The organism is Collinsella sp. AF23-2 (assembly GCF_003459245.1).
Classification (GTDB): domain Bacteria; phylum Actinomycetota; class Coriobacteriia; order Coriobacteriales; family Coriobacteriaceae; genus Collinsella.
Genome location: NZ_QRVG01000005.1, coordinates 19,755 through 42,740 on the forward strand (window position 1 = coordinate 19,755; position 22,986 = coordinate 42,740).

The following is a 22,986-nucleotide window of genomic DNA, read 5'->3' on the forward strand; positions in this document are numbered from 1 at the left end:
TCTTTACGTTGGAGGATGTAACCGGCATGTCCGATTCGAGCGACAGTTCTAAGCCGCGACCCAAGACCGCGGCCGTTCCACACTACACGGTGGGTGAGGAGATCATGAACTCCGTCACCCATGGTGTCGGCTGTCTGCTGGGTATCGCGGGCCTGGTGCTCCTGATTGTATTCGCTGCCCTGCGCGGCGGAGGCCCGGCCCACATGGCTGCGGCAATTGTCTATGGCGTCAGCATTATCCTCGAATACCTAGCCTCCACGCTCTACCACGCGATTCAGCCCGCGCGCGCCAAGCGCGTGTTTCGCATCATCGACCACAGCTGCATCTACTTGCTTATTGCCGGCAGCTATACGCCGTTTTGCCTCATCACGCTCGCAAACGACGGCGGCCCTGCGCTGTTCTTTGCCGTATGGGCCATCGCCATTATCGGCATCGCCCTCGAGTGCTTTATGCGCGAACGTCAACCGCACTGGGTAAGTGGCCTGGTCTACTTGCTGATGGGCTGGCTCGTTGTCTTTAAGCTGCCCGAACTTGTGGCACTGCTCAACCCCGTGGCACTTGCCCTGCTCGCCGTCGGCGGCGTGTGCTACACCGCGGGCGTGCCGTTCTATATCGCCAAAAACGTGCGCTATCTGCACAGTATTTTCCACTTGTGGGTGCTCGCCGGCAGCATCTTCCAGTTCATGGCGGTGATCCTCTTCGTAATCTAGCGACCGCGCCCATGCCCTCGCTTCCACGGGCGACCGGCGCAATTGCCCTATCCGTCACCTACGCTTACTACCCAACGTCCCGAATCTTGGAGGTTCGAGAAACTCCCGATGGACATAACCATCTCCCTTATCACCACCCTCGTTTTGACCCTCATCAACGGCTACTTCTCTATGTCCGAGATGGCGCTCACCACGGCCAAGCGCGCCGTGCTGGAGCATGAGGCCGAGGAAGGCGACAAGCGCGCCGAGCGTGCCATTAAGCTGGCTGCCGACTCCGACCAGCTGCTCGCCACCATCCAGGTCGCCATCACGCTCGTGGGCTTCGCCTCGTCCGCCGTTGCCTCGACGAGCCTGTCCGACCCGCTCGCCACGTGGCTCATGAGCTTTGGCATCGCGCCGCTCTCCGCCATCGCGCGCGGCCTGGCGCCGGTCATCATCACCGTCGCGGTCGCCTTCGTGTCCATCGTGATCGGCGAGCTCGTCCCCAAGCGCATCGGCCTGGCCAATGCCGAGGGCGTGTCCAAGCAGGTCGTGGGACCGTTGTCGTTTTTCCAAAAGATCGCCCGTCCGCTCGTGTGGCTGACTGGCGCTTGCTCCGATGGCCTGGCCCGCATTCTGCGCATCAAGAGCGCCGACGACCGGCAGAACGTCTCGGAAGAAGAGATCAAGTACATGGTCTCGGAGCAGGACGACCTGCTCGACGAGGAAAAGCGTATGATCCACGAGATCTTCGACCTGGGCGACACCGTTGCCCGCGAGGTCATGGTGCCGCGCGTGGACACCACCATGTGCGAGGACGACGAGACGGTCGCCGACGTGCTGTCTACCATGCGCCAGACCGGCTTTAGCCGCATCCCCGTCTATCACGAGGATCCCGACAACGTCGCGGGCATTGCGCACATCAAGGACCTGATCCAGCCCGCGCTCGACGGCAAGGGCGACCAGCCCATCGCCGGCTTTTTGCGCGACGCCACCTTTGTGCCCGACACCAAGGACATCCTGCCGCTGCTGTCCGAGATGCAGACCTCGCACGACCAGATCGTGGTCGTCGTGGATGAGTACGGCGGCACGGCCGGCATCATCACCATCGAGGACATCGTCGAGGAGATCGTGGGCGAGATCGAGGACGAGTTCGACCCCGACAACAAGTACCTCACGCGCCTTTCGCGCCGCGAGTGGCTCGTCGATGGGCGTTTTTCGTGCGATGACGCGATTGAGCTTGGTTGGCCGCTCGAGGAAAGCGATGATTATGAGACCATCGCCGGCTGGATTTTGGAGCTTTGCGACTCGGTGCCCGACATCGGAGAGGTGTTTGAGGTCGCGGGGTACAAGTTTAAAGTGCAGTCGATGCGTGGCCAGCGCATCTCGCTCATTCGCGTGATCGCTCCGGCCGAAACCGATAAGAAGGATTCCGAGTCTTCGGTAGACGAGCCGACGACGTCGGGTGCGGGTTCCGCGAATCCGCACGACGGCGACGAGTAGGACAAGGAAGAGTAGGGGAGAGTTATGGCAGGCCTGTTCAACATCCTTAAGGTCACCGTCAGCGAGGACAAGATCTGCGCGCACGTGCTGGTGAACCCCGGCATGCCGCTCATGACCTCGGAGGATATCGAGGCCACGGCGCGCGTGTACTACCTGGTGCCGGCGATTGCCAAGCACCTGTGCCTGGGCGATTCCGGCCGCGAGTTCCAGGACTGCATGGGTCAGACCGAGCTATGCCACCTGCTGGAGCATGTGACGGTTGAGCTCATGAACGAGACCGGTCTTGCCGGTAGCATCTCGTGCGGCCGCACGCGCGTAAGCGAGCATGACGAGCGTGTCTTTGAGGTCGAGCTTTCGTGCCCCGATGACGCACTGGCCATCGGTGCGCTGTCGTCGGCCACCTTTATGATGGACTGGGCGTACCTGCACGCCGACCAGCCTGCCCCCGACGTGGAAGGCACGGTCGCGGGCCTACGCAACCTGGTGCTGGGCATGCGCGCCGAGGCCGAGGGCAAGGATCCTCACGAGGCCGTCGCCGCTGCGAACGGCGAAGATACTGCCGAGGACGAGGGCGCTGACGAGGGCGATGTGCCGGTTGACGCCGAGCCCGTTGCCGATGCGACCGCCGAGCCCGTTTCCACCGAGCCCCAGGGCGTCCCCAACTTTGACGACGAGCCCCAGGTGGCGATTGATACCGAGGGCGCGGTTGCCGAGAACCACGAGGCCTCCGCTGCCGTCTTTGGCGGTGCGGCGACGGTTCCGGCGGGACCTGCGCATGAGGGCGGCCTGCCGCTCGTGGACGGCGCCGGCGAGGACCCGGGTGCCACGGTGGCCATGCCGGCTATGCCTCAGGAGTAGGCCTACGCGTTTATCACCATCACGTACCTGCGCCTTTGCCGTACGCAGATGAGCGGAGCGGCAAGTGATGCGCTGCGGGTATAATGGACAGCATTCAAACGGTGGGCACCGACGTGCCCGCAGGAGAGGAATGATCATGGGTAAGACTTTCAGCTTTGTCTCCGGCGCACTTTTTGGTGCTGCTGCTGGCGCTATTATCGGCGTTGCTCTGGCCCCGCGCTCGGGCGCCGAAACCCGCGCCATGGCTGCCGATATCGCCAACGACGCCTGGGACAATATGCGCGACACCTACGAGCACGGCGCCGAGGAGGCCCGTGCTGCGGTGAATGACTTTGGCCCGATGGTCGACGCCAAGACCGACGACCTGCGCGCCAAGGTCGACCTGGCCCGCGAGCGCATGGACCAGCTGCGCGAGCAGCTCAACGACGCCATTTCGGGTGGCAACGTGACGCCTGCCGCCGACGTCGTGGTCGAGAACGCCGTCGAGGCTGATGCCGGGGCTGCGGAACCCTCGACCGAGGCATAATGCGCGCTGGGGATTTTGTCGGCGCCAAGATCTATCGCAAGCCTACCGAGGACAAGCGCACCAAAAAGGACGGCACGCCGCGCAGCCCCAAAAAGCTCGGAAAGATTCACTTTCCGGTCTTTACCCCGGGCGGTACGCGCGTGGTCGGCTTTATGGTCCGCCAGTCCGATATCGCGGGCATGATCGAGCGTCCCGACCGATTCGTAGCGCTCGACGCCATTGGTGTCTACGAGGGCGCCATTGCGGTCGATGACGTCAAGGACACGTACGATGCCGCCGCCGCCAAGCGCCTCGACATCAACCTGGACGATTGCATCATCTGGGTCGGTATGGACGTGCGCACGGAATCGGGCGACGTCGTGGGCTATTGCTCGGACGTTGAGTTCAAGCCGCGCTCGGGCATCGTGCAGGCATTCTATGTGACCGCCGGTGCTGCTTCGAGTGTTTTGGTTGGTGACACGCAGGTGCCGCCGACGATGCTGCGCGGCTACGAGAACGGCGCGATGGTCGTCTCGGACGAGGTCAAGTCGCTCGGGTATTCGGGCGGTGCGGCTGCCAAGGCCGCCGAGGCCAGCGTCGTGGTGGGCGACAAGGTCAAAAAGGGCGCCAAGGTGCTCGACGACAAGGGATCGGTCGCCGTGGACAAAGGCAGTCGCGCACTGGGCAAGCAGCTCGGCAAGACGCGCGGCATGTTCAAGGCCTTTAAGGACGAATACCAAAAGGCGAGCGGAGGCTCGTCAAAAGCTACAAAATAGCGACGTACCAAATGATGGGAGGCAAGCCGGAGACCTGTTGCTCCGGCTTGCTGTGTTTATGGGGGAGGGCACATGCGCCAAAACGGATCCAACTTAAACGGGCGTTCGGGTGCGCGTCCGACGGCGCGCCGCGACCTGGGGCAGCTGCCCAGCGGTCAGCGCCGTCGCCGCCGTAAGCCCGGCGCGATGTACCTCAACCATAGCCGCGGGTTTAGCGACCGCAGCGCGCGCATCGGCAACGGGCGCTCGCCGCGCCGACCGTCCCGTCTGCCCTATGCGCTCATTGCCGTGGGCTGTGCGCTCGTGCTGTTTATCGCTGCCGTCGTGGGCTACGTCAACCGCAGTGTGGACGTGGAACTCAACGGGCAAAAGACCGCGGTGCGCGTGGGCTCTACGCTGCAGAATCTCATCGACGACCAGGAGTTGACCGATACCTACGACGCAGGCGACCTGCTGGCCGTCGATGACAGCGTGCTCAAGCGCCATGGCGGCGAAAAGCTGTCGGTTAAGGTGGACGGCAAGCGCATAAAACAGGGCAAATGGGATAGCCGCGAACTTGAGGGCGGCGAGAAGGTGACGGTCAAGGATGGCCGTAACACCTACGAGAAGCACGAGGTTCAGGCTACGGTTATCGAGCCCAAGCTCAAGGTCGAGGGCACGGGCGCTATCGAGTATGTGCAGACATGGGGTGTCCAGGGCCGCTCCGAGGTGTGGGTTGGTGAGCAGTCGGAAAAGACGCAGGACCGCGGCGAGGTTGTGCCCGCCACCGATTGCGTCGTTGCGTGCGCCAGCGTGGCGCCCAAGGGCAACAAAAAGTACGTGGCGCTGACGTTTGACGAGGGTCCGAGCGGCGCCACCAAACAGATCTTGCAGGTGCTCAAGGAAAAGGGCGTTACCGCGACGTTCTTCCTTTCGGGCGATGCGGCCGAGGCCTCGCCTGCCACGGCCAAGGCGATTGTCGATGCCGGGTGCGAGATCGGATCCAACAGCTACAGCGACGATTCGCTCAAGGGTCAGGACCGTGAGACGGTACGCGAACAGATCACGAAAGGCACCGATGCGATTAAGTCGGCGACCGGCGTGAAGACGATGCTGCTGCGTGCTCCCTACGCTGCCTTTGACGAGCAAAACTGGATTGATGCGATGGACCTGGTCTCCGCCGTGGTCTCGTGGAATATTGACTCGGGCGACTGGCTGCTCAACGGTGCCGACGAGCAGGTCTCAACGGTGCTCGATTCGGTGACGCCGGGCAATATCGTGCTGCTCACCGATAGGGACGAATGCGCCGAGCAGACGCTCGAGGCGCTGCCGCAGATCATCGACGGCCTTGTCGCCGACGGCTACAAGATCGTGACGCTCAGCGACCTGGTCAAGACGGACACGTCGCTGAGCAAAAAGCTCACCTCGCTGACGAAGGTCACCATGCCCAAGGACGCCGTGTTCCCCCAACTTGCCGAGGACGATGACACCACAGAGTAGTCATTGGGTAGTCGTTTAAGAACGTCCCCAATGGCTATGTCACGGATACGTCAGCGTTTGGTATGCCTGCAATGTGCAGCGCATAAATTCGATGCCGCAGGGCGATGCTGATGCTATAGTTACTGCGGTTAATGAGGGTCAAGAGAAAGGTTACAGGTGAAATCCAAACCTCGACCATACAGTCGATGACCCCATGCAGGTGCTTTTTGCGCATGCACGGGGTGTAAGCGTCGAGCGGCGTGCCGCCCGCGCATGCGTATACATATCCAGAAGCCCCCGGACGCCGCACGCGCGGCCGCGTCCGGAGGAATAATGATGGGGAGCACCATTGAATTATCTGAGTGAGATGCTCAAATTGCCAGTCTTGGACGTCGACGGCGAAAAGCTCGGCGTGGTCAACGATTTTGGCATTGCAACCGGCGAAGTTTTTCCGCACGTGACGTCGCTCGCGTTCCGCGGTCCCGGCAAGACGCCGTTCATGATCAGCTGGCGCAAATGGGTCGACCGCATCGACGAGACGGGCGTGTATCTCAATACGTCTGCCACCAATATTCGCTTCTCGTACCTGCAGCCGACCGAGCTCCTGCTGGCGCGCGACGTTCTCAATAAGCAGATCGTCGACACGCAGGGCATGAAGGTCGTGCGCGTCAACGACATCAAGTTTTCCATGTCGGGCGAAAATCAGCTGCGCCTGCTGGGTGCCGAGGTCGGCGCCCGCGGTCTGCTGCGTGCAATCAGCCCCGCGCTCGAGCACGTCGTCGAGGGCTTTATGAAGCACCTGGGCAAGCCGCTCAGCGAGGACATTATCGCCTGGTCCTACATGGACCTGCTCGACCGCTCGACCAAGAACATTCAACTCTCGGTGTCGCACAAGACGCTCGGCGAGCTGCACCCTGCCGACATCGCCGACATTATCGAGCAGCTCGACCCGCGCTTGCGTGCGCAGGTGTTTGCGCAGCTCGATACTGCCCAGGCCGCCGAGGCCATCTCGGAGTTCGATGACGACGAGCTTATGACCGAGATGCTCGAGGGCCTGTCCGACACCGACGCATCGTCGATGCTGGCCATGATGGACCCGGACGACGCTGCCGACCTGATCGACGAGCTTGATTACGAGAAGGCCGAGAAACTCCTGCGCCTGATGGGCGTCAAGGAGGAGAAGGCGATTCGTAACCTGCTGGGGTATGAGGACAACACCGCCGGCCGCATCATGACCTCGGAGTTTGTCTCCCTGCCCGCTACGGCAACGGTCGGTGACGCCATCGAGGCGATTCGCGAGCTCGACGAGGACTTCGAGAGCGTCTATTACGTCTATACCGAGGATCCGAGTGGCATGCTGACCGGCGTGCTTTCGCTGCGCACGCTGATCGTAGCCGACCGCGACGCCACGCTGGGTCAGTTGGCCTATCGCGACCTGGTCTATGTGTCGCCCGACGAGGACCAGGAAGACGTGACGGACGAGATGACCAAGTACGACCTGGTTGCCATCCCTGTCTGCGACGAGAACCGTCATATCCTTGGTATCGTGACCTTCGACGACGCCATGGACGTTATCGCCGAGGAGCATCAGGAGGACCTGCAGATCGCCGGTGTCGGCTCGGGCGATAGCGCGTCGGACGACTCGACGAACGTGCTCAGCTGGTTCGTGCATCGCCAGTACTGGGTTGTTGTATGGGGCATCGCGTCGTGCATCATGGCGACCGTGCTGGGAACGGCGCTCGGCTCCGCGCATCTGGTGGTGTTCCCCATGTGCGCCATGCCGCTCGTGCTGCTGGCGGCCTCGCGCATGGTGTCGTTCGTCAAGAACTACTTCCTGGAGTATGACGGTCACGACGACGAGCCCAAGCCGTATCTGGGATTCTTCTTCCAGAGCACGGGCATGGGCCTGATTCTGTCACTCGTGACCTACCTGTGCGCCCAGCTGGTGCGCACCGCTGCATTCCCCGATGCCTCTATGTTTGAGGAGCAGCTCTTTACCGGCTGCTTTAACATTGCCGCCATCATTTGCCTGGTTGGCAACATGAGTGCTGTGATTTACCTGATGGTGCTGTTCTGGCGTGACGAGCATGACCTCAACACGTCGGGCACCGCCATGAACGTTATTGCCGTCATGATCTCGTGTGTGGCGTATTGCATCGCCGCGGTGCTGCTCGCCATGTCAGTCATGGGCTAGGTGGTCGCGTGCAAAATACCAAGCAAAAGTCGGGCACCAAGCAAAAGCTGACCATCGCGGCCATCTTTGGCGCTATGGGTCCCGGTCTGCTGGCGGCGCTTTCGGGCAATGACGCCGGCGGCATTGCAACGTATTCCAGTGCGGGTGCCAGCTATGGCTACAAGATGCTCTGGATGCTTCCCGTCATGACTGTGCTGCTCATCGTGACGCAGGAGACCGCGGCGCGTTGCGGCTGCGTGACGGGCAAGGGCCTGGCATCGCTCATTCGCGAGCGCTTTGGCGTGCGCAAGAGTGTACTTGCTATGGCGGCGCTGTTGATCGCCAACACGGCTGTGACCATTTCGGAGTTTGCGGGTATTGCGAGCGGCCTTGCCCTCTTTGGCGTGCCGGCGAGCATCTCGGTGCCGTTGGTGGCGCTGCTGGTGTGGATGCTTACCATGTCGGGGAGTTTCCAGCGCATCGAGAAGATTCTGCTGCTGGTGAGCTGCGTGTTCGTGACCTACATCGTCGCCGCGTTTATGGCTGGCCCCAACTGGGGTGAGGTCGCGGTCGACCTGGTCGTGCCTAACATTCAAAATGACCCCAGCTACGTGTCGCTCGTGGTCGCAACGATCGGTACCACCATCGCGCCGTGGATGATTTTCTTGGCGCAGAACAACGTGGTCGATAAGAACGCGGGCGAGGACGACATCGTGCTGCAGCGTATTGATACCGTGAGCGGCTCGCTTGCCGCCGATGTTATTGCCGGCTTTATTATCATCACGACCGGCACGGTGTTGTTCCCGGCGGGTATTCAGATTAGCGATGCTGCCGATGCTGCCCGCGCGCTGGAGCCTATTGCGGGTCAGTGGTCTACGGTACTGTTTGCCTCGGGCCTGGTCGCGGCGAGTTTCTTGGCTGCCTGCGTGCTGCCGGGCGTTACGTCGAGCGCTATCTGCGAGGCATTTGGCTGGGAGCGCGGTGCCGACCGCAGCTGGGACGAGGCCCCGGTCTATCGCGGCATCATTACGGCCATCATCGGTATCTCTGCCGTGCTGGTGCTTATGCCCGGCGTCGATCTGTTCCAGATTATGATGACCTCGCAGGTCATCAATGGCGTGCTACTGCCCGTGGTTCTGGTGTTCCAGGTGGTTATCGCCGCCGACCGTCACATTATGGGCGCCAACCGCAACGGCCGCGTATGGAACGTGCTCACGTGGGCGACTATCGGCGTGATTACGGTGCTCACGGTCGTCATGTTTGTCCTGCAGGCGATGGGCTACAGCGCTTAACGCCCACTTTTGCTTCCGAACAGGCCGCAGCGATGGACTGCGGCCTGTTTTTTGCCCGCTATAGGGCATTAGTTATATGGCAGTGGACAAAAAATGCCAAATATGAGTACTGTTGCTAAGTGAATAGCATTTACATCCAAGAAGATAATGGACATAGCCGATAGTATGTTCATTAAAATTGGCTCCAATATGTCTTAAACCAGTCAGGTTGGCTGCTTTAGGGGGTTGTAGGGGTCGCTCGGACGTCATTTTGGGTGGTTTTGCCTGCTACTAAAATGGTAACAGTACTCATATTTGCCCCTTTTTGTCCACGACCCCTTGGAGCCGGCTCGAAAAGAGTGATTTTGGGTTGTTTGCTGCGGGTGTGGGCTTGGAAACAACGTTCGGGGTGGCGAGGCGCCCAGAATTTGGTCGCAAGGAGGGCGTTCCTCGGCTGTGTCAGGAGTGTCCCTGGGTGCCGGCACATAAGGAACGTCCCTAACTGTCGGAGGGGGTGCCTGCCGTGGCGCACCCCTCCGGATGTGGGAAGTTTGCGCTGCAGGTTACTTGTCGGTGCCCAGCTTGTGCGGCTTGAGAGCGAGCGCATTGACGAGCGCGTCGGTGGCAGACTTGACGGCCGCCGGCTGCAGATCGTTGACGTGATCCTCGGGATGCACGGGCAGGTCCTTCTTGACTGCATCGTGGATCAAGTTGAGGTACTCAGTCACGCCAGTGGTCGACAGGTGCGTGCCATCGCCATCGAACAGGTCGTTGCGATTGGCACTGTATCCGTACCAGTCGATAACGCGCACGTTCTTGTAGCGCGTAGCAGCGTTGGCGATGGCCTGGTTGGTAGAGCCAACCCACGGCTGCGGGCTGCGCGTGTTCACAAACACCACAATACGCTTATCTCCTGCATCGGTCATGATGGCGTCGATCTGGTCGTCGGTTACCAAGCCGTTGGTGCCCAGTGCAAAGACCACGATCTTGCCGGCAAGGTTCTGTTGGAGATAGCCCTCAAATGTCGCGCGGCCCGCATCAAACTGGCGGCCCTTTTCGGCATCGATATGGCTGTGCGGGAACACGCCGTCAAAGGAATCAACGGCGCGCAGCGACACGGAGTCACCGATCATCAACAGGTCGTAGGAGCCATCGGGGAAGCCGTCGTTGTCCTTGTCGGTGTCGTCGGCCGCCTGTTGGTCTGTGGGCGCGGTGTTTTTGGCTTCCTTGTTGAGGACTTCGGCGCCCTCACCGCTCAGTGCGGAGGTCTCCGGCACAAAGATCAGGCCGCCCAGTGCAACGACCAACACGACAGCGCAGGCTGCGCAGACAGGGACGTGCGCGCGCACCCAGTTGGCGGGCGCGGTGGTGCCGTCGCGGAACTCGGATACGGTGCGCCCAAAGGCGCCCTTTCTAAACGGCGTCTCGATAAAGCGATATGAACATTCGGCTACGGCGACCACCAACAACACCTGCAAAATGTACTGCCACCACGGCGTATCGTTGATGTTGGCGACCGGGTTCATGAGCAACAGTAGCGGATAGTGCCACAGGTAGATGCTGTACGAGCGCTTGCCAACCCACACGAGCGGCTCGGCGGACAGTGCGCGGGCAACCATTCCCTGGGGCTGCACGCAGGCCGCGATGACCATGAGCGTGAGGATGGAGCATAGCAGCGTGCCGCCGCGATACTGGAACGCGGTGTAGCCGTTGGTGAGCGCGACCATGGCGGCAAGGCCAACCAGACCCACGACGCCCAACACATCGATGGATGCGGGCGAGGACCAAAAGCGCACGAGGGCGCTCGGCTGTGCCGGGACGGTCTCGGCTGCGTTGTCGGCCTTCTCGCCAGGCTTGCCCTCGGCGTTCTTGCCGTGCTTGGCGGCGCCAGCCAGGCGATTGAGCCCCAAACGATGAGCGAGACGCACCGGCGCCAGGTCGCGATCGGGGATAAAGGCCATCCAGGCGCCCAGCAGCAGCGAGAAGACGCGGGTGTCGGTGCCGTAGTACACGCGGCTGGGGTCGGCGGCAGGGTTGTAGAGCACCATCATGGCAAGGGCGGATACCGCTGCGAGTCCCAGGACCATACGGCGCGTGTTGGGTTTGCTCACATGCATGGACACCATGGCAAACAGCAGCGGTGGCCAAACCAGGTAGAATTGTTCCTCGATGGCGAGCGACCAAAAGTGCGTAAGCGGCGAGGGGTCGCCCAGGGCGTTGAAGTACGAAACGTCCTGCATAATCTGCCACCAGTTGTTAAAGAACAGCAGCGACGGCAGAATGTCGGGACGCATCTTGGTGAGCATCACGTGGTTGAAGACGGTGCACAGCGCACAGGTTACAACCACAACGGTCACCACGGCGGGGACCAGGCGACGGATGCGGCGGATCCAGAAGCTCTTGAGGTCGATGCGGCCGGTCTTAGCGACTTCGTTGAGTAGCAGGCGTGTGATCAGATAGCCCGAAAGCACAAAGAAGATCGTGACGCCAAGCAGGCCGCCCTGAGCCCACGTGAGGTTGAGGTGATAGAGCACCACCGCGACGACGGCAAGCGTGCGCAGGCCGTCGAGCGCAGGGATGTAGCGGGACTTGGGGCGAGCAGGCGTCTGCTCCGCGGCGGGAGTGTTGGCGCGGCCAGCGTTGTTGGCAGAAGCGCGATGGGGGCTCGCGGTGCGTCGCGGCTCGTTGGCACGGCGCTCGCCCTTCACGCGTTCGTGCGGCGCCGGCTCGTTGCCCGTGCGGCGTCGACCGCGCGAGCCCGATTGCGAGAATTGTTCCATAAAACATCATCCAATGACGAGAATAATCAGCACGTATTCATTGTAGCTGCCTGCCCCTGTGAATGCTTGCTGCTGGCGCAAGCTCAAGCGCGCGTCCACATCAAAGTGGACTAAAGTTATAGGGGGTGCGAGAGTGCACAATCGTTGGTCGATGGTGGGCGCAAAGCCCGAAGACGAGGAGGTTTCCATGGCGGATCACAGCATCGTTGCGGTGTTCGGCAGCATGAACATGGACCTTTCGGTGGCGTGCGAGCGCATGCCGCGCGCGGGCGAGACGGTCGATGGCAGCGGTTTTATCACCAACGCCGGCGGTAAGGGAGCCAATCAGGCCGTTGCCGCTGCGCGCATGGGTGCGCGCACGTGCATGATCGGCGCTGTTGGGCGCGATACCTTTGGCGATGCGCTTGTGGCAGGGCTCCAAGATGCCGGCGTGGGCGTTGAGTCCGTGACACGTCTCGACGACGTGGAGACCGGTACTGCGACTATCATTCGCTGTGAGAGCGACAACCGCATCGTGCTGTCGCCGGGCGCCAACCATGCGCTTGCGGGCGAGGACGTTGCCCGCGCACTGAGGCGCTTGGTGGCCGACGAGCTCGACGGCGATGCCAGCGAGATTGCCCCGGCTGCTGGCGGCGTCTTTATCGCCCAGGGCGAATGTGACCTTGCGGCGACGGCCGGGGCGCTTGCTTGCGCTCACGAGCTGGGGTTCTATACGATCTTTAACCCGGCGCCCGCCTGCGACCTGCCGGCAGGAGCGTGGCCAGCGGTCGACCTGGTCTGCCCCAACGAGACCGAGTGCCAGGTACTGACGGGCATTCTGCCCACGGATGATGCGAGTTGCGTCGCCGCGCTCAATGCGCTGCTCGACAAGGGCGCCGGGGCTGCGGTCATCACGTTGGGCGGCGCCGGCTCGGTTACGCTCGGCGATGGCGGTGAGCCGCTGCGCATGCCGGCGCTTTCGAGCGCGGTGGTCGATACGACGGCCGCGGGCGATACGTTTATCGGCGCGTTGGCGGCGGCTCGTCTGGAGGGCCTGCCGCTCTTTGAGTGCATGGCGGCGGGTGCTCGCGCCTCGGCGGTGACGGTGTCGCGCCTGGGCGCTCAGCAATCAATTCCCACGCGTGCGGAAGTCGAGCACAAGTTTGGTTTAGACGGTTTGGATGTAGACGGAGAAGCGGAGTAGAACAATGGCAACCAAGAAGCTGATCCTTGATCTGGATATGGGTGTGGATGATGCGATGGCGCTTGCCTACGCCATCGCGAGCCCCGAGGTGGAGCTCGTCGGCATCACCACGTGCTTTGGCAACGTGCGCGTCGAGCAGTCGGCGCACAACTGCTTGGCGGTGCTCGACCTGTTGGGTCGTCCCGAGGTGCCGGTGTACCTGGGCGCCGATCGTCCCATGAAGGCGACCGAACCCTACACGCCGCCGGCGTCCACCACGCTTATCCACGGCAAGAACGGCATCGGCGGCGCAAGCGTGCCCGCCTCGCCGTACGAGCCGGTGGGCGCGACGTCGGCCGACGGCAATGCGGCGGTCGATTACCTGATTGATGCCGCGCGTACCTATGGTCCCGATCTGGTCTACGTTGCGACCGGCCCGCTCACCAATCTGGCGCTTGCCCTGGAGCGCGATGCGGCGGAGATGATGTCTATCGGTCGCGTGGTCGTGATGGGCGGTGCGCTTACCGTGCCCGGAAACGTGAGCGCCGGTGCCGAGGCCAACATGGCGAGCGACCCCGAGGCGGCCGATGCCGTGCTGCGTTCGGGCCGCAAGCTCACTATGGTGGGGCTGGATGTGACGCATCGCGTGGTGCTCACGCGCCGCGACGTTGCCGGCTGGACGGGCTCGGGCACTATGGCTGGCTGCGCGTTTGCGAGCATGGTCGAGCACTATATCGGTTCGTACGAAATGAACGCGCCCTACCTGGGCGGCTGCGCGCTGCACGATCCGCTGGCGGTTGCCGTGGCGATTGATCCCACGCTCGTGGGCGCGCTCGGCTGTAACCTGCGCGTTGACTTGCTGGGCGAGTATCGCGGCCGCACCATCTGCGACGAGCACTGTCTGTCCGATCCCGACAAGAGCGCGCTTGTGGCACTCACCGTGGACGCCCCGCGCTTTCTGTCCGAGTTCAAGGCGCGCATGGCCCGCATCCTAGGCTAGGCTCGGGATCGAAGCACGCCCATCTGCTCGATGTGGCCGCTGGCGGGCCGACATCTACCGTTCGCCAGCCCGATGGTCCCCGGGGCGGGGAGAGCGCTATAATGCATTCTGCATCTTGGATTGTTACTCCTGTGTGGAGGCATGCCCAAGAGCAATACAACACGGATTGTTACGTAAGGCATGACCGCAATAGCACTGCTATTGGCTATCATGCCTTTTTCTGTGAGTGTTCTTGAAAGGAGGTTCACCATGCTTGCAATTAAAAAGCTTAACAACAACGCGGTTCTTTGCCGTGACGGACAGGGGCGAGATGTCATCGCCATGGGCAGGGGCGTCGGTTTCGGCGGAGATTTTCCTCGAGAGCTCCCTCTTTCTAAAATCGAGCATACGTTTTACGACATTGATCCTAAAGGACAAGATGTCATGAGGGATCTTCCCTCGGATATCGTGATGTTTGCGGCGAAAGTTATGGACATCGTTGCCAACGAACTGCCCTACGACCTCTCGACCAATGCGACGCTGTTCATGGCTGATCACCTGTCGTTTGCCGTTGCGCGAGCCCAAAAGGGGGTCCGCATCGCGATGCCTCTTGCCTATGAAGTGCGGGAGACGTATCCGAAGGAATACAAGGCTGCCCAGTTTATCGTCATGCGACTCGAGAAGGAGCTCGGAGAGCGGCTTCCCAAGGATGAGATTGCCAGCATTGCCATGAATCTCGTCAATGCGCGGGTTGTTCAGGCCATCGAGACCGCGAGCAAACCCACCAAGCAGTTTGACGATATGCTAGAAGATGTCACTGAGATCGTCGAGAGTGATTTTCGCATCATCGTTGACCGCGATTCCTACGATTTCACTCGCTATGCCACGCATCTGCGGTACCTGTTCAAGCGCATTCAAGCCGGCGAGTCGCTGAACAGCGCCAACATGCAGATGTACAAGAACTTTCGTGAGGAGTTTCCGCAGTTGGCAGAGTGCGTGAAGCATATCGGTTCCTATTGTCGTGAAACGTGGGACGCCACGCTCTCCGAGGAGGAGGAACTCTATCTGATGATCCATCTCAACCGGATCATCTCCAAAAAAGGATTGTAACCCGTAGCCATTCGGGGCATGACCTTTGCCGATTCGAACAGTAAGCCAAGATTGTGCAAAGGAGCCAATGATGGCAAATTACAAAAAGGTGGCAGAGCAGATTCTCTCCACTGTGGGCGGGGCGGAAAACGTGGCTTCGGTTACGCATTGCATGACGCGCCTGCGCTTCAACCTCAAGGATGAAAGCCTCTCGAATGATGAGAAGCTTGAGGACATCTCGTCTATCATCAGCGTCGTGCACGCCGGAGGGCAGGTGCAGCTGGTGGTCGGGCCCACGGTCGACAAGGTCTACGACGAGGTTTGTAAGCAGGGCGGATTCGAGGTCACGGTATCGATTGACGAGGAACTCGATGGCCCTCAGCTTAGCTGGAAGGAGCGCTTGGCGCCCAAGCACCTCTTCAATCAGCTGCTCGATGCCGTGAGCGGCGCTATCACCCCGATCCTTCCGATCTTTTGTGTCGCCGGTATCTTCAAGATGCTCGTTATTCTGTTTGGGCCCGAAGGCGCCGGTTTTATGTCCGAAACGAGCGACCTGTATCGGATCCTTTCCCTGGTGGGCGATGCGGCGTATTACTACTTCCCGGTGTTTGCCGCCTATAGCTCGGCTAAGAAGTTCAAAACGAGTCCTGTGCTGGCACTGCTCATCGCTGTTGTGATGATTTATCCCGACATGCTCGTTATTGTTGAGGACGGAAAGCCTTTCAGCGTCTTCGGCATCCCCATGCAGCTCGTCAACTACACCCAGGCTGTTCTTCCGGTCATCTTGATCACCTGGGCCCAGTCCTATGTTGAGCGCTTCTTTAAGAAGATCTCGCCTGATATGTTGCGCATTCTGATCGTACCCGTGGGTACGGTGCTCGTGATGTTGCCGGTCGCGCTGTGCCTCTGCGGCCCTGCCGTCCAATTTGTCATGGGCCTTGTGGCCGATTTCATCATTTGGCTCGCCTCTGTTGCCGGTCCCGCTGCGACCGCGGTTATCGGCGCATTCTGGAATCTGATCATCGCCACCGGCATGCACGTGCCGATCTATACCGCCATATTGCCCGCCGCGCTCCAGAACGGTTACGACGCCATCTTATACCCCGGCACCGCGGTTGTAGCCTACACCACGCTTGCCATCGCGCTCGCCTATGGCCTGCGCACTAAGGACAAGGAGAGTCGAGCCACGGGCTGGAACTTGTTCATCACCTATGCCTTCGGTCGCGTGAGTGAGCCCATCATCTACGGCATCCTGTTTCGCGACAAGAAGGCTCTTGCCTGGAACATGATTGGTGGTGCTGTCGGTGGTCTGCTGGTAAGCCTTCTTCATGCCAACGTCTATATCTTCACTGGCGTTGGTTTCCCATGGATGAACGTGCTCATGTTTGCTCAGGATATCATCCCTGGCACCATCGGGTGTCTTGCTGGCGGTGCCGTGACGTTTGCGTTGGCGATGATTTTTGGATTTGAAGGACAGGAGAAGATGCCGTTGAAGTCCAAGAGCGGCGATTCTGAGGCCGTTGAATCCGTCGAGGCATAAGAGGCTACTACACAAATATGCTCCCCAGCCGTTGCGCGGTCCGACCCCTTGGCCGCGCAACGGTACTGTGCTGTTGCGCGGCACTTGCCGAGTCCGTTGCGTTCGACAGTGTGGGCCGGGAATTTGATAGAAAGGACGACACCATAATGTTTAGAGAAGATTTTTTATGGGGCGGGGCTCTGGCTGCAAACCAGTGCGAGGGAGGATGGAACGAAGGCGGTCGCGGTTTAGCCAATTCCGACATGCTGCCGTTTGGCGATCAACGCATGGACGTCATGCGGGGAGACCTTGATCCGCGTGCGTTGGCACCCGACAGCTTCTATCCCGCTCGCAAGGGCATTGATTTTTACCATAGGTACAAGCAGGATATTGAACTGTTTGCCCAGATGGGTTTTAAATGCCTGCGCTTATCAATCGCCTGGAGCCGCATTTTTCCCAAAGGAGACGAAGCCGAGCCCAATGAAGAAGGCCTTGCCTTTTACGAGGATGTTTTTAGGACGTGTCGCGCGCATGACATTGAGCCTTTGGTGACGCTCAACCACTATGATGTCCCCATGCATCTCGTCGATGCGTATGGCGGATGGCGCGATCGCAGGTTGGTCGACCTGTTCGAGCGATATTCGCGTACCGTGTTCGAGCGCTATCGGGGATTGGTCAATTATTGGCTGACCTTTAACGAGATCAACATCATGACGCAGGCGTGCTTTATGGCGGCGGGGATCATCTTCGAGCAAGGGGAGAATCGCTATGCAACGGTTCACACGGCCGTGCACCATGTATTGGTTGCGAGCGCCCGTGCGGTCGGGGCGTGTCATGAACTGTGCCCTGGGGCGAAGATCGGTTGCATGCTCAACGCAGGTGTCTTCTATCCGGCTACATGTGATCCGGACGATGTGCTGGCTGCGCAGGCTGAGAATCGCAGCCATTACATGTTTACCGACGTCCAGGTGCGCGGTGCGTACCCGAGCTATGTTCTCAAGGAATACGCCCGCCATGGTTTTGAGGTGCCCTATCGGGATGATGACCGCGAAGTACTGGCTGCAAACCTGGTCGATTTCGTCTCGTTTTCGTATTACTCGACGCGCGTCGCAAAAGCGCATGCGGAAGGTCAGTTCGATTCGAACCTTCTTCGCTCGGCGCCTAATCCGTATCTAAAACAGGAGCCTTGGGGGAGGTTTATCGACCCCAAAGGGCTGCGCGTCACCATGAATGAAATCTGGGATCGCTATCAAAAGCCGCTGTTCATCGTCGAAAACGGTTTGGGTGCTCCTGATGTGCCGGAAGATTCGGGTGAAATAGAAGACGACTATCGAGTTGAATACCTGCGGGCCCACATCGAGGCGATGAGGGAGACCGTCGAGCTCGACGGGGTGGAACTCATGGGATATACCTGTTGGGGCCCGATCGATTTGGTTTCGGTCGCCACAGGACAGATGCGTAAGCGCTACGGGTTTATCTATGTCGATCGAGACGATAGCGGTGCGGGCTCGTTTGAGAGACGTAAAAAGAAAAGCTTCGAATGGTACCGACGCGTAATAGCAAGCAATGGCGAAGACCTTGCGTAATAACGTTAAGATGGACAAATACGCCCGTTGGGGGAATAGTCGCGCCGCTTCGCTTGACAACAGGCTAAACTAGCTATTAAACATTTACTATTCTGTTTAGATTGAATTTGCGGTCGTTTAGTTGTCGAGTCACGGGGCGGTCAGGCCACGATGCTCGACCGCGACCGTTACTAGGGGGAACAATGGCCAAAGCAAGTGTCCGCGAGATCAGCCGCATCACCGGTTTTTCGCCCGCAACCGTGTCCAACGCGCTCAACCGCAAGCGCAGCGTGAGCGAGGAAACCGCCAAGGTCATCCTGGAGTGCGCGCAATCGCTCGGTTATCAGCAGTCGACGCAGCTCGAGAGCATTCAGTTTGTGCTCGCGCGCAAGACAGGCGCCATCCTGGACGAGAGCACCTTTCATCCCGCAGTCATCGAGGGCGTGGAGCGCCAGGCGCGTCGCCACGGCATGAGCACGAGCTTTGTCTCGCTCGACTTTAGCGACCTGGACGCCGTGCGCCCGCAGGTCGAGGGCCTGATCGCCGACCCGTCCGCCGCCATCGTGCTGATGGGTACCGAACTGGGCGAGGAAGACTACGCCCTGTTCGCTAACGCCGCCGCCCACCTGATTGTGCTCGATGGCTGGAGCGACCGCCAGTACTTCGATGCCGTGGTCATTGCCAATACCGATTCGGTGCTGCGTGCCGTGGACTACCTTATCGAGAAAGGTCACAAGCAAATCGGCTATCTGGCGGGCGACCTTCGTATCCGCAACTTTAAGGACCGCGAGCGCGGCTATCGCCAAGCGCTTGAGGATGCGGACCTCGAGGCAAACCCGGCATGGCGCGTCACGCTGGGCACCACGCTCGAGGGCGCTTATCGCGACATGGGCGCGTGGCTCGACAATGCCTCGCACGACGACCTGCCGACGGCTTTCTTTGCCGAGAACGACGTGCTCGCCGTGGGTGCCATGCGCGCGTTCAACGAGCACGGCATTCGCGTGCCCGAGGATGTCTCGATCATCGGCTTTGACGACCTATCTCTGGGCGCCTTCTCCAACCCGCCGCTCACCACGGTGCATGTTCCCAAGCACGAGGTGGGTGAGATCGCGGTGCGCCGCCTGGTGGGCAACATCCGCAACCCCAAGAGCTACACCTGCAAGACCGCCGTGTCGACCTATTTTGTCGAGCGCCAGAGCGTGCGCGAAATCTAGGCGAAGGCGGCATCGTCTGCGGCGTGCCAAAGCACACTAGGGCAGTAAACATAGCGTCATTCAGAAGAGGATCCTTCGGGGTCCTCTTTTTGTTTCCCTTGTATGTTCAGTTCGTTTACATACCGTTTAGGCTGATTTCTCTACCGCCTACGGGTATTTCGCGCTAAACTTCTAAACAGAAGAGTAAAACATTTAGTAAACAGAACAAAACGAAACATGCGTCTGTTTACTGAACATGTGACTAGGGGAGGACGTACATGGATAAGATCAAGCTTGGCTTTGTGCCCACGCGCCGCAGTATCTTTAGCGCGCCGGACGCGATCAAGTATCGCGGCCTTACGGCTGATCGCCTGCGCGAGATCGGCGTCGAGATCGTGGATATCGACGACATCAACGACGAGGGCCTGCTGTTCGACGACAGCCATATCGCGCCTATCGTCGAGAAGTTCCGCGCCGAGGGCGTCGACGGCATCATGCTCTGCCACGCCAACTTTGGTACCGAGTATGTCTGCGCCCGCCTTGCCCGCGAGCTCGGCTTGCCCGTGCTGCTGTGGGGCCCGCGCGACGAGCGCCCCGAGCCCGACGGCACCCGTCTGCGCGACAGCCAGTGCGGTCTGTTCGCGACCGGCAAGGTCCTGCGCCGCTTTCAGGTTCCCTTCACCTACATGACCAACTGCCGCCTGACCGATCCCGAGTTCGAGCGTGGCGTTTGGGACTTCTTGGCCGTGTGCAACGTGGTCAAGACCTTCAAGCACACCCGCATCCTGCAGATGGCCACCCGCCCGTTCGACTTCTGGTCGACCATGTGCAACGAGGGCGAGCTGCTCGAGAAGTTCAACATCCAGCTTTCGCCCATCCCCATGACCGAGCTTGTCCAGGCCGTGCGCGACGCCCAGGCAGACGAGCAAGCCATGGCAGCTATGCTCGCCCACATTGCCGACAGCTTTGAGATCTGCATCCCCGAGGACAAGGTCCCCGCGGTCGCCGGTCTTGCCATCGCCATGAAGCGCCTGGTAAAGAAGTACGGCTGCAACGCCGGCGCCATTCAGTGCTGGAACGCTCTGCAGGACGAGTTGGGCATTATGCCCTGCGCCGCCAATGCCATCCTCAACGAGATGGGTATCCCCATCGTATGCGAGACCGACATCCATGGTGCCATCACCGCGCTGATGGTCGAGGCCGCCGACCTGGGCCGTCACCGCGGCATGTTCGCCGACTGGACCGTGCGCCATCCCGATAACGAGAACGGCGAGCTGTTGCAGCACTGCGGCCCCTGGCCCTGCAGCTGCGCGGCCGTCAAGCCCAAGCTCACCTACCCGCTGGCCTTCGATCACCCCGGCGCGCTGACGGCCGAGGCCAAGCACGGCGACCTCACCCTTGCCCGCTTTGACGGCGACAACGGCGAGTACTCGCTGCTGCTGGGCAACGCCCGCGGCATCGACGGCCCGGCCGGCATGGGCACCTACCTGTGGGTCGAGGTCGAAAACCTCAAGCGCCTCGAGGCCAAGATCGTTGAGGGTCCCTACATCCACCACTGCGTCGCCATTCACGCCAACGTGGTGCCGGTGCTCTACGAGGCGTGCAAGTACATCGGCATTGTCCCCGACCTGTACGACCCCATCGAAGAAGACGTCAAAGCTTACCTGCGAGGAGAGTAGAAATGGCAACTATCGAAGAGCTTGAATCCCTGCGTTGGGACCTTCGCCGCGATTGCGTCGATATCATCATGGCCGGCGCCGGCGGCCACATCGGCGGCGACATGTCGGTGATCGACGCCCTCATGACGCTCTACGCCAACCACCTCAACATTTCGCCCGAGACCGTCGACGATCCCAACCGCGATCGCTTCGTGCTCTCCAAGGGCCATGCCATGGAGGCCTACTACGCGGTACTCTGCCACGAGGGCTATCTGGACCTCGACGACGTCAAGGCCCGTTTCTCCAAGTTCGGCAGCCCCTACATCGGCCACCCCAACAACAAGCTCAAGGGCATCGAGATGAACTCCGGTTCGCTGGGCCATGGTCTGCCCGTGGCCGTCGGCATGGCGCTTGCCGGCAAGATGGACGGCCGCGACTACCGCGTCTACACCATCATGGGCGACGGCGAGCTTGCCGAGGGCTCGGTTTGGGAGGGCGCCATGAGCGGCGGCAACTACCAGCTCGATAACCTGTGCGCGCTCGTGGACCGCAACCGCCTGCAGATCAGCGGCAGCACCGAGGACGTCATGAAGCAGGACTCGCAGGAGGAGCGCTGGGCCGCCTTCGGTTGGAACGTGCTCTCCATTCCGGGCAACGACATTCAGGCCATCGACGCCGCGCTGACGCTGGCCGCCGAGACCAAGGGTAAGCCCACGGTCATCATCCTCAACACGGTGAAGGGCTATGGCTCGCCCGTTATGGAGGACAAGGCCGCCTGGCATCATCACCTGCCCAACGATGAGGAATATGCCCAGATCATCGCCGATTTCGCTGCCCATAAGGAGGCTATCAATGGCTAACAAGATCGCCAACCGCAAGGCTATCTGCGACGCGCTGCTCGAGGCCGCCGCAACCGATAAAGACATCGTCGTCCTGTGCTCCGACTCCCGCGGCTCCGCATCGCTCACGCCGTTCTTCGATCAGTATCCCCAGCAGTCTATTGAGGTCGGCATCGCCGAGCAGGACCTGGTGAGTATCGCCGCCGGTATGGCCTCGTGCGGCAAGAAGGCCTGGGCCGCCTCGCCGGCGTCCTTTGTGACCACGCGCTCGTATGAGCAGTGCAAGGTCGACGTTTCGTACTCCAACACCAACGTCAAGCTCATCGGCATCTCGGGTGGCGTGTCCTACGGCGCTCTTGGCATGAGCCATCACTCCGTGCAGGATATCGCCGCCATGAGCGCGATTCCCAACATGCGCGTGTATCTGCCGAGCGATCGCTTCCAGACCGCCGAGCTCGTGCGTGCCCTGGTCGCCGACAACAAGCCGGCCTACATCCGCGTGGGCCGCAACCCGGTGGAGGACGTGTACACTGAGGACGAGTGCCCGTTCCAGATGGATCGCGCCACCTGGGTGCGCCGCGGCACCGATGTGACGATCGTCGCTACCGGTGAGATGGTCCGCCACGCCGTGGACGCCGCCGATCTGCTGGCCGAGCAGGGCATCTCGGCGACGGTGCTCGATATGTACTGCGTCAAACCGCTCGATGCCGAGGCCGTGATCGAGGCCGCCGGTGCCACGCGCGCCGTCGTGACCGTCGAGGAGCACAGTCCCTTCGGCGGCCTGGGTTCCATGGTCGCGCAGGTCGTGGGTGAGCACTGCCCGCGTCCGGTCAAGTGCCTCTCCCTGCCCGATGCGCCGGTCATCACCGGCACGAGCCCCGAGGTCTTCGCGCACTACGGCCTGACGGGCGAGGGAATCGCCAAGACGGTCGCCGAGGTCCTTCCCGCAGAGTAATTGGTGCATCGGGG

Annotated in this window: 18 protein-coding genes; 17 read left to right on the top strand and 1 reads right to left on the bottom strand. The window is 60.9% G+C overall.

Annotated elements, in window-relative coordinates; all coding sequences use genetic code 11:
• Positions 1 to 26 precede the first annotated feature (26 nt).
• The 8 genes from DWY03_RS03575 (at position 27) to DWY03_RS03610 (ending at position 9,254) form a co-directional block, all read left to right on the top strand.
• Positions 27 to 710, top strand: coding sequence for a hemolysin III family protein (locus DWY03_RS03575; protein ID WP_192934533.1), 684 nt, complete (start codon positions 27 to 29; stop codon positions 708 to 710).
• Between the two features lie 108 nt (positions 711 to 818).
• Positions 819 to 2,192, top strand: a complete 1,374-nt coding sequence (locus tag DWY03_RS03580; protein WP_055285343.1) for a hemolysin family protein — start codon at positions 819 to 821, stop codon at positions 2,190 to 2,192.
• A gap of 24 nt (positions 2,193 to 2,216) precedes the next feature.
• Positions 2,217 to 3,050 carry a hypothetical protein gene (locus tag DWY03_RS10200; protein WP_231500760.1) on the top strand — a complete coding sequence of 278 codons (834 nt, stop codon included), beginning with the start codon at positions 2,217 to 2,219 and terminating at the stop codon, positions 3,048 to 3,050.
• 136 nt (positions 3,051 to 3,186) lie between these two features.
• Entirely contained in the window at positions 3,187 to 3,576 is a 390-nt protein-coding gene (locus DWY03_RS03590) for a YtxH domain-containing protein (protein WP_117583713.1), read from the top strand.
• On the top strand, positions 3,576 to 4,331 hold the full coding sequence (locus tag DWY03_RS03595; protein WP_055252569.1) for a hypothetical protein: 756 nt from the start codon (positions 3,576 to 3,578) through the stop codon (positions 4,329 to 4,331). The genes DWY03_RS03590 and DWY03_RS03595 overlap by 1 nt, the downstream gene beginning before the upstream one ends.
• A gap of 72 nt (positions 4,332 to 4,403) precedes the next feature.
• A complete protein-coding gene (locus DWY03_RS03600) occupies positions 4,404 to 5,810 on the top strand; it encodes a polysaccharide deacetylase family protein (protein WP_231500759.1) in 1,407 nt (468 codons plus the stop codon).
• Positions 5,811 to 6,138: 328 nt separating this feature from the next.
• Positions 6,139 to 7,983 (top strand): magnesium transporter, encoded by a 1,845-nt coding sequence (locus DWY03_RS03605; protein ID WP_099432471.1) that lies wholly within the window; start codon positions 6,139 to 6,141, stop codon positions 7,981 to 7,983.
• A 74-nt stretch (positions 7,984 to 8,057) separates the two neighbouring features.
• Positions 8,058 to 9,254 carry an Nramp family divalent metal transporter gene (locus tag DWY03_RS03610; RefSeq protein ID WP_006235731.1) on the top strand — a complete coding sequence of 399 codons (1,197 nt, stop codon included), beginning with the start codon at positions 8,058 to 8,060 and terminating at the stop codon, positions 9,252 to 9,254.
• A 542-nt stretch (positions 9,255 to 9,796) separates the two neighbouring features.
• Here the strand turns inward: DWY03_RS03610 and DWY03_RS03615 are convergent.
• A complete protein-coding gene (locus tag DWY03_RS03615; protein ID WP_055252160.1) occupies positions 9,797 to 12,013 on the bottom strand; it encodes an acyltransferase family protein in 2,217 nt (738 codons plus the stop codon).
• Between the two features lie 187 nt (positions 12,014 to 12,200).
• Here DWY03_RS03615 and DWY03_RS03620 point away from each other — a divergent pair, with 187 nt between their 5' ends.
• From DWY03_RS03620 to DWY03_RS03660, 9 genes are all read left to right on the top strand, one after another.
• On the top strand, positions 12,201 to 13,196 hold the full coding sequence (locus DWY03_RS03620; RefSeq protein ID WP_070097149.1) for a ribokinase: 996 nt from the start codon (positions 12,201 to 12,203) through the stop codon (positions 13,194 to 13,196).
• A gap of 4 nt (positions 13,197 to 13,200) precedes the next feature.
• The gene (locus tag DWY03_RS03625) at positions 13,201 to 14,175 is read left to right on the top strand and encodes a nucleoside hydrolase (protein WP_117839921.1); all 975 of its coding nucleotides are present in this window, start codon (positions 13,201 to 13,203) and stop codon (positions 14,173 to 14,175) included.
• A gap of 249 nt (positions 14,176 to 14,424) precedes the next feature.
• On the top strand, positions 14,425 to 15,264 hold the full coding sequence (locus tag DWY03_RS03630; protein ID WP_231500758.1) for a PRD domain-containing protein: 840 nt from the start codon (positions 14,425 to 14,427) through the stop codon (positions 15,262 to 15,264).
• 70 nt (positions 15,265 to 15,334) lie between these two features.
• The gene (locus DWY03_RS03635) at positions 15,335 to 16,783 is read left to right on the top strand and encodes a PTS transporter subunit EIIC (RefSeq protein ID WP_164473266.1); all 1,449 of its coding nucleotides are present in this window, start codon (positions 15,335 to 15,337) and stop codon (positions 16,781 to 16,783) included.
• Positions 16,784 to 16,929: 146 nt separating this feature from the next.
• On the top strand, positions 16,930 to 18,348 hold the full coding sequence (locus DWY03_RS03640; RefSeq protein WP_164473267.1) for a 6-phospho-beta-glucosidase: 1,419 nt from the start codon (positions 16,930 to 16,932) through the stop codon (positions 18,346 to 18,348).
• A gap of 182 nt (positions 18,349 to 18,530) precedes the next feature.
• Positions 18,531 to 19,541 carry a LacI family DNA-binding transcriptional regulator gene (locus DWY03_RS03645; protein ID WP_117839924.1) on the top strand — a complete coding sequence of 337 codons (1,011 nt, stop codon included), beginning with the start codon at positions 18,531 to 18,533 and terminating at the stop codon, positions 19,539 to 19,541.
• 257 nt (positions 19,542 to 19,798) lie between these two features.
• A complete protein-coding gene (locus tag DWY03_RS03650; RefSeq protein WP_117839925.1) occupies positions 19,799 to 21,199 on the top strand; it encodes an L-fucose/L-arabinose isomerase family protein in 1,401 nt (466 codons plus the stop codon).
• A 2-nt stretch (positions 21,200 to 21,201) separates the two neighbouring features.
• The gene (locus DWY03_RS03655; protein ID WP_192934535.1) at positions 21,202 to 22,038 is read left to right on the top strand and encodes a transketolase; all 837 of its coding nucleotides are present in this window, start codon (positions 21,202 to 21,204) and stop codon (positions 22,036 to 22,038) included.
• Positions 22,031 to 22,972: a transketolase family protein gene (locus DWY03_RS03660; RefSeq protein ID WP_117839926.1), complete on the top strand. Its 942-nt coding sequence runs from the start codon at positions 22,031 to 22,033 to the stop codon at positions 22,970 to 22,972. Before DWY03_RS03655 ends, DWY03_RS03660 begins: the two co-directional genes overlap by 8 nt.
• Positions 22,973 to 22,986: the final 14 nt, after the last annotated feature.